Origin of the sequence: Saccharomonospora halophila 8, assembly GCF_000383775.1 — a bacterium.
GTDB classification, from domain to species: domain Bacteria; phylum Actinomycetota; class Actinomycetes; order Mycobacteriales; family Pseudonocardiaceae; genus Saccharomonospora; species Saccharomonospora halophila.
Genome location: NZ_KB912498.1, coordinates 19,445 through 26,218, shown reverse-complemented (window position 1 = coordinate 26,218; position 6,774 = coordinate 19,445). Strand labels below are relative to the sequence as shown.

The 6,774-nt window shown below is 70.9% G+C and carries 5 protein-coding genes and 1 pseudogene; 3 read left to right on the top strand and 3 right to left on the bottom strand.

Annotated elements, in window-relative coordinates; all coding sequences use genetic code 11:
• Together SACHA_RS20255 and SACHA_RS0104450 are read right to left on the bottom strand one after the other, a co-directional pair.
• Positions 1–667: pseudogene (locus SACHA_RS20255) on the bottom strand (lipid-transfer protein); the annotation flags it as partial.
• 10 nt (positions 668–677) lie between these two features.
• Complete coding sequence (locus tag SACHA_RS0104450) at positions 678–1,673, bottom strand: Zn-ribbon domain-containing OB-fold protein (RefSeq protein WP_019807505.1); 996 nt, start codon at positions 1,671–1,673, stop codon at positions 678–680.
• 102 nt (positions 1,674–1,775) lie between these two features.
• Between SACHA_RS0104450 and SACHA_RS0104445 the strand changes: the two genes are divergently transcribed.
• Complete coding sequence (locus SACHA_RS0104445; protein ID WP_019807504.1) at positions 1,776–3,350, top strand: acyl-CoA synthetase; 1,575 nt, start codon at positions 1,776–1,778, stop codon at positions 3,348–3,350.
• Positions 3,351–3,473: 123 nt separating this feature from the next.
• On the opposite strand, the gene SACHA_RS0104440 is transcribed toward SACHA_RS0104445, so the two are convergent.
• Positions 3,474–4,262: a crotonase/enoyl-CoA hydratase family protein gene (locus tag SACHA_RS0104440; protein ID WP_019807503.1), complete on the bottom strand. Its 789-nt coding sequence runs from the start codon at positions 4,260–4,262 to the stop codon at positions 3,474–3,476.
• Between the two features lie 73 nt (positions 4,263–4,335).
• On the opposite strand from SACHA_RS0104440, the gene SACHA_RS0104435 reads away from it, so the two are divergent.
• Both SACHA_RS0104435 and SACHA_RS0104430 read left to right on the top strand, forming a co-directional pair.
• Complete coding sequence (locus SACHA_RS0104435) at positions 4,336–5,955, top strand: acyl-CoA synthetase (protein ID WP_019807502.1); 1,620 nt, start codon at positions 4,336–4,338, stop codon at positions 5,953–5,955.
• A gap of 21 nt (positions 5,956–5,976) precedes the next feature.
• A partial coding sequence (locus SACHA_RS0104430; RefSeq protein WP_019807501.1) for a nitronate monooxygenase occupies positions 5,977–6,774 on the top strand: 798 nt, incomplete at its 3' end.

Genomic DNA, 6,774 nt, shown 5'->3' with positions numbered 1-6,774 from the left:
CGCGGGCGCGCTCGGCGGAGGCGAGCACGATCACCGCCGCGCCGTCGCCGACCGGGGCGATGTCGTGGGCCCGCAGCGGATCGACGACGGGGTCGGCGGCCAGCAGGGTGTCCACATCGGTCTCGCCGGAGACCTGGGCGTACGGGTTGTCCGCCGCGTCGCGCCGGCTGCGGGCGGCCACCCCGGCCAGGTCCTTCTCGGTCCAGCGGCCCGACTCCAGGCCCAGCCGCGCCTGCATGCCCGCGATCCCGGCCGGGTCCGGCCACAGCGGCGCGGTGACGTACGGGTCGAGCTGCAGCGCCAGCACCCGGCGCAGGTCCCCGGCCGAGGCCTTGCCGAAGCCGTAGACGAGCGCGATGTCCACCTCGCCCATCCGGATCTTCAGCCACGCCTCGTACAGCGCCCAGGCCGCGTCCATCTCCACGTGCGACTCGTGGATCGGCGGGAACGCGCCGAACGCGTCCACCGCGGCGATGAACGAGAACGCCCGGCCCGCCAGGTAGTCCGATGAGCCGGAGCAGACGAATCCGATGTCGGACCTGGTCAGTCCCGTCTGTTCGAAGACCCGGGTGAAGATCGGGACGAGCATCTCCACGCCGTTGGTGGTGCCGTCGGTACGCCGGACGCTGGGCGCCTGCGCGAACCCGACCACCGCCACGTCGTTCATGGTGTTCCCCTCACAGGTGGTGGGCGTAGGTCTCGTACGGCGCGTCCGGCTCGCCGGTCGGCTCGAAGTGGGCGATGTTCTCCAACGTCGTGGACCACTCCTCACGCGGCTTCCACGACGCGCGCACCCGCATCCCCATGCGCACCTCGGAGGCCTCGCAGCCGAGCACCAGGTGCAGAAACGGGATGTCGGCCCCGTCGAGCAGGACGTAGGCGGTGACGTACGGCGGTTTGATGCGCTGGCCGAGGAACGGGACGTTGACGATGCAGAAGGTGGTCACCACGCCGGTGTCCGGCAGCTCGACCTCCTCCTCGGTGGGCACGCCGTCGGTGGGGCAGGCGCCGCGCGGCGGGAGGTAGACCTTGCCGCAGGCGGGGCAGCGCTGGCCGAGGACGCGGCCCTCGGCGAGTCCCCGCAGGTAGCGGCTCTCCTCCGGGGAGACCGAGTGCTGATAGCTCAGGTGGATCGGCGTGACGATCGTGTCGACCGGCGCGCCCTCCTCCCGCTTCGCCACCGGCGGGGGTTCCGGGGTCGGCGCGGGATCGCCCGGCGGGTCCTCGACGGGCACGAAGTAGGCGAGGTCGCGGATGTGGCCCACGGGCTCGTCCGCCCAGCACACCCGCACGCGCATCCCGGTGCGCATCGCCGCGGGCGAGCCCGCGTCCACGGCGTGCAGCAGGGCCGTGTCCGCCCCGTCGAGGCGGATCAGTGCCCACGCGAACGGGCGCCGCACGGGTTGTGCCTCCAGCGGCTCGGCCACCCACGACCAGGACACGACCGTGCCCTCGTCGGCGACCTCGGCGAACTCGGACAGGGCCGCCGCGGTCACCGGGTCGTACTCCACCGGCGGGACGTGCACCCGGTCGTCCGAACCCCGGACGCCGACGATGCGGCGTTCGCGCAGCGCGTTGACGAAACGGCCGAGGACGGGGCCGACCGACCGGGTGTAGTCGAAGCCGACGTCCAGCGGTGCCGACAGCGGTTTCTCGGTCTCGGCAGGAATCACGGGCAAAAGTGAAACACGTTCCTTTAGCTGGCGCAAGCTTCTCGGCGGTCGTGCGGGTCGTGTGTCTTGCCCGTGTCTGTAACACGTTCTAGATTTGCCGGTATGTCTACTACCGCCCCACCGACGACGCCCGCGATCGGGCTGTGGAACATCGCCGCGCAGAGCCCGTCGACCACCGCGGTGATCGACCCGGACGGCACCGAGGTCAGTTACGGCGACCTCGTGGTGAAGGCCGACTCCTACGCGCGGGGCCTGCGCGCGCTGGGGTTGGAGACCGGGGACGCGATCGTGGTGCTGCAACCGAACGGCTCCGAGCTGCTCGCCGCCCACTTCGCCGCCCTGCAGACCGGGCTCTACGTCGTCATGGCCAACTGGCACCTGGTCGGCCCCGAGATCGCCTACATCCTCACCGACTCCGGGGCGAAGGCGTTCCTCGCGCACGAGCGCTTCGCCGACACGGCCGTGGCCGCCGCCGACGAGGCGGGGATCCCGGGCCGGGCCCGGTTCGCCGTGGGAATGGTTCCCGGCTTCCGCGCGGTGGCCGAGCTGGCGGAGTCGGGCGGGCCCGGCAGGCCGGAGGTGCGTACCGCCGGGTCACCGATGCTGTACACCTCCGGCACCACCGGCAGGCCGAAGGGAGTGCGGCGGCCGCTGACCGGGGCCGACCCGGACGAGGTGCCGGTGGCCTCCACCTGGTTCTTCTCCCTCTTCGGCATCCAGCCGTTCGACGGGCACGTCCACCTGTGCGGATCGCCGCTGTACCACACCGCGGTGCTGAACTTCGTCGCCATCTCGCTGCAGCTCGGGCATCCGGCGGTGCTGATGGACAAGTGGGACCCGGAGGGGATGCTGCGGCTGATCGAGCGGCACCGGGTCACGCACAGCCACATGGTGCCGACGCAGTTCCGCAGGTTGCTCGACCTGCCGGAGGACGTGCGCGGGGGCTACGATGTCTCGTCGCTGCGGGTCATGGTGCACGGCGCGGCGCCGTGCCCGGACGAGATCAAACGGCGGATGCTGGACTGGTGGGGACCGGTGGTCACCGAGTACTACGCGGCCACCGAGGGCGGCGGCACCGTCATCAGCGGCGAGGAGTGGCTGCGCAAGCCCGGGTCGGTGGGCCGGGCGTGGCCCGGCTCGGTGGTGACGATCCTGGACGACGACGGGGAGGAGCTGCCGCCGGGGGAGACCGGCACCGTCTACATGCGCATGGGCTCCTCGACGTTCGAGTACCACGGCGACAAGGAGAAGACCGAGAAGTCCCGGGTCGGCGACCTGTTCACCCTCGGCGACGTCGGCTACCTCGACGAGGACGGCTACCTGTTCCTGCACGACCGGAAGAGCGACATGATCATCTCCGGCGGGGTGAACATCTATCCCGCCGAGATCGAGAACGAACTGGTGCTGCACCCGAAGGTCGCCGACGTGGCCGTGTTCGGCGTCCCGCACGAGGACCGGGGCGAACAGATCAAGGCGGTGGTCCAGCCCGCCGACGGCGTCGACCCCTCGGACGCCCTCACCGACGAGCTGCTGGACCACGCCCGGGGCAGGCTGGCGAAATTCAAACTCCCCCGCAGCATCGACTACGTCGACGAACTCCCCCGCGACCCGAACGGCAAACTCTACAAACGCACACTCCGCGACCCCCACTGGCAGGACCACGACCGCGCCATCTGACCCCGCGCCCATCTGACCCCGCGCCGGCGGGTGTGCCGTGAGGGGCACTTTCCCTGCATGTGACGCAGGGAAAGTGCCCCTCGCCGCGCCGGACGCAGGGAAAGTGCCCTTCACGGCACCACCTCAGCGGGCGTGGAAATCCGGGGGGCGCTTCTCGGCGAAGGCCTTGGGGCCTTCCTTGGCGTCGGCGCTGGCGAAGACTTCGACGCCGTACCTGGCGTCCAGCGTGAACGCCTCGTTCTCGTGCATGCCCTCGGTGTCGCGCATCGTGCGCAGGATCGCCTGCACGGCCAGCGGGCCGTTCGCGGCGATCGTGTCGGCGATCTCCAGCGCCTGATCCAACGCCGTGCCGTCCGGCACCACCCGGCCGATCAGCCCGATGTCGGCGGCCTCTGCGGCGGTGAGGTGCCTGCCGGTCAGCAGGATCTCGGCGGCACGGGTGTAGGGGATCTGCCGCGGCAGCCGCACCGCCGACCCGCCCAGTGGGAACAGCCCCCAGCGCGCCTCGGACACACCGAACTTCGCGCTCTCGGCCGCCACCCGGATGTCGGTGCCCTGCAGGATCTCCGTGCCGCCCGCGATCGCCGGGCCCTCCACTGCGGCGATCAGCGGTTTGGTCAGCCGCCTGCCCTTGAGCAGCCCGTCCATCCGGCTCGGGTCGAAGCTGCCGTTGGAGAACGACTCGGACGGGCTGTTGCGGCTCATCGACTTCAGGTCCGCGCCCGCGCAGAACGCCCCGCCCGCGCCGGTCAGCACGCAGGCACGGATCTCCGGATCGGTGTCCACCCGGTCCCACGCCCCGACCAGGATCTCCAGCATCTCGCCGGTCAGCGCGTTGCGGGCCTCGGGCCGGTTCATCGTCACCACGAGGGTGTGCCCGCGTTGTTCGACCAGTGCGTGCGGTTGCTCCATCGGCGGCCTCCCGTTCGCCTCGGCGCCAGTCTCGACCATTGCCGCGGACAATAACATGTTCTAGTTTGTTCGCGTGGCTTTCAACATCGCGGATCTGCTTGAGCACGCCGTGGACGCCGTGCCGGACCGCACCGCGGTCCTCTGCGGGGACCGGCGGATCTCCTACGCCGGACTCGACGAGCGGGCGAACCGGCTCGCCCACCACCTCGCCGCCAACGGGGTGGGCAAAGGTGATCACATCGGTGTGTACTCGCGGAACTCCATCGAGATGATCGAGACGATGTACGCGGCGTACAAACTCCGCGCCATCGCGATCAACGTGAACTACCGGTACGTGCACGGTGAACTGCGGTACCTGTTCACCAACGCCGACCTGGTCGCTCTGGTCCACGAGCGGCAGTACTCGGACCGGGTCGCGGCGGTCCTGCCCGAGGCACCCGATGTGAAACACGTTGTCGTCATCGAGGACGGCTCGGACGCCGACTTCGGGCGGCACGGCGGCGTCTCCTACGAGACCGCGCTCGCGGGAGCCTCCGGCGGGCGCGACTTCGGTGAACGCAGCTCCGACGACCGCTACATCCTCTACACCGGCGGCACCACGGGCTATCCCAAGGGCGTCGTCTGGCGGCACGAGGACGTCTGGCGGGCGCTCGGCGGCGGCATCGACTTCGTCACCGGCGAGTACGTCACCGACGAGTGGGCGCTGGCCGAACAGGCGAAACAGGGCGGCATGGTGCGGTTCCCGGTCGCTCCGCTGATCCACGGCGCCGCGCAGTGGGCGGCGTTCGGGGCGTTGTTCGCCGGCGGCACGGTCGTGTTCACCCCCCAGTTCGACCCGCACGAGGTGTGGCGCGAGATCGACCGGCACGGGGTGCAGGTGCTCACCGTCGTCGGGGACGCGATGGCCCGGCCGCTGATCGACGCCTACCACTCCGGCGGCTACGACGGGTCGTCGCTGGTGGCGGTGTCCAGCCACGCCGCCCTGTTCTCCCAGGCGGTCAAGCGGCAGTACCTGGACACGTTCCCGAACGTGGTCCTCACCGACGCGATCGGCTCGTCGGAGAGCGGCTTCACCGGCATCGGCATGATGTCGAAGGAGGCGGACCACTCCGCGGGGCCGCGGGTGAACTTCGGCTCGGACGCCGTGCTCATCGACGACGACGGCAACCGGGTCGAACCCGCCCCGGGCGCCGTGGGCCGGATCGGGCGCCGCGGCAACGTTCCGCTCGGCTACTACAAGGACCCCACCAAGAGCGAGACGATTTTCGTCGAGATCGGCGGCGTCCGCTACGTCGTGCCCGGCGACTACGCGCGCTACGAGGACGACGGCACGGTCACCCTGCTCGGCCGCGGTTCGCAGTGCGTCAACACCGGCGGGGAGAAAGTCTTCCCCGAGGAGGTCGAGGGCGCGCTGAAGAGCCACCCGGACGTGTTCGACGCGCTCGTGATCGGGGTCGACGACGAGCGGCTCGGGCAGCGCGTCGGGGCGATCCTCGAACTCCGCCCGGGCGCCACCCTCGACCCCGCCGCGGTCCGGGACCACGTGCGCACCGAGATCGCGGGGTACAAGGTGCCGCGCAGCGTGTGGGTCGTCGACACCATCGGCCGGCTGGCCAGCGGAAAACCCGACTACACCTGGGCCGCGCGGCACGCGGCCGAGAACCCACCCACGGCGGACGCGTCGCAGGCGTAACCCCCGCGAAGGAGAATCACCATGCGCACCACGCTGTGCGACACGCTCGGCATCGACCTCCCGATCGTCGGGTTCACCCCGTCCGAACACGTCGCCGCGGCGATCAGCCGGGCGGGCGGTCTCGGCGTCCTCGGCTGCGTCCGGTTCAACGACGGCGACGAACTCGACGACGTGCTGACGTGGATGGACGACAACACCGACGGCAGGCCCTACGGCGTGGACGTCGTGATGCCGTCGAAGATCCCCACCGAGGGCAGCTCGATCGACCTCGACGAGCTGATCCCCGCCGAACACCGCGCGTTCGTCGACCGCACCCTCGCCGAGCTGGGCGTGCCCGAACTGCCGGAGGACACCGAACAACGCGCGGGCGTGCTCGGTTGGCTGCACTCGGTGGCCCGCGCGCACGTCGACGTGGCGCTCAAGCACCGCCCGTCGTTGATCGCCAACGCGCTCGGCTCCCCGCCGGTGGACGTCATCGACCGGGCCCACGAGCACGGCGTGCCGGTGGCCGCGCTCGCGGGCAAGGCCGAACACGCCCGCAGGCACGTCGACAACGGTGTGGACCTGGTGGTGGCCCAGGGCTACGAGGCCGGTGGGCATACCGGTGAGATCGCCTCGATGGTGCTGCTGCCGGAGATCGTCGACGCGGTCGGCGACCGGGTCCCGGTGCTCGCCGCGGGCGGGATCGGCTCGGGCAGGCAGGCCGCCGCGGCGCTGACGCTCGGCGCGCACGGCGTGTGGACGGGCTCACTGTGGCTGACCACCCGCGAGTACCTGGAGACCATGCCCGCCTCCGAGGCGGTGCAGCAGGCGCTGGTC

Excerpts from the sequence above, each read along its gene's own strand:
- SACHA_RS0104440 (WP_019807503.1), bottom strand. The coding sequence starts at position 4,262 with ATGGAGCAACCGCACGCACTGGTCGAACAACGCGGGCACACCCTCGTG.
- SACHA_RS0104445 (WP_019807504.1), top strand. The coding sequence starts at position 1,776 with ATGTCTACTACCGCCCCACCGACGACGCCCGCGATCGGGCTGTGGAAC.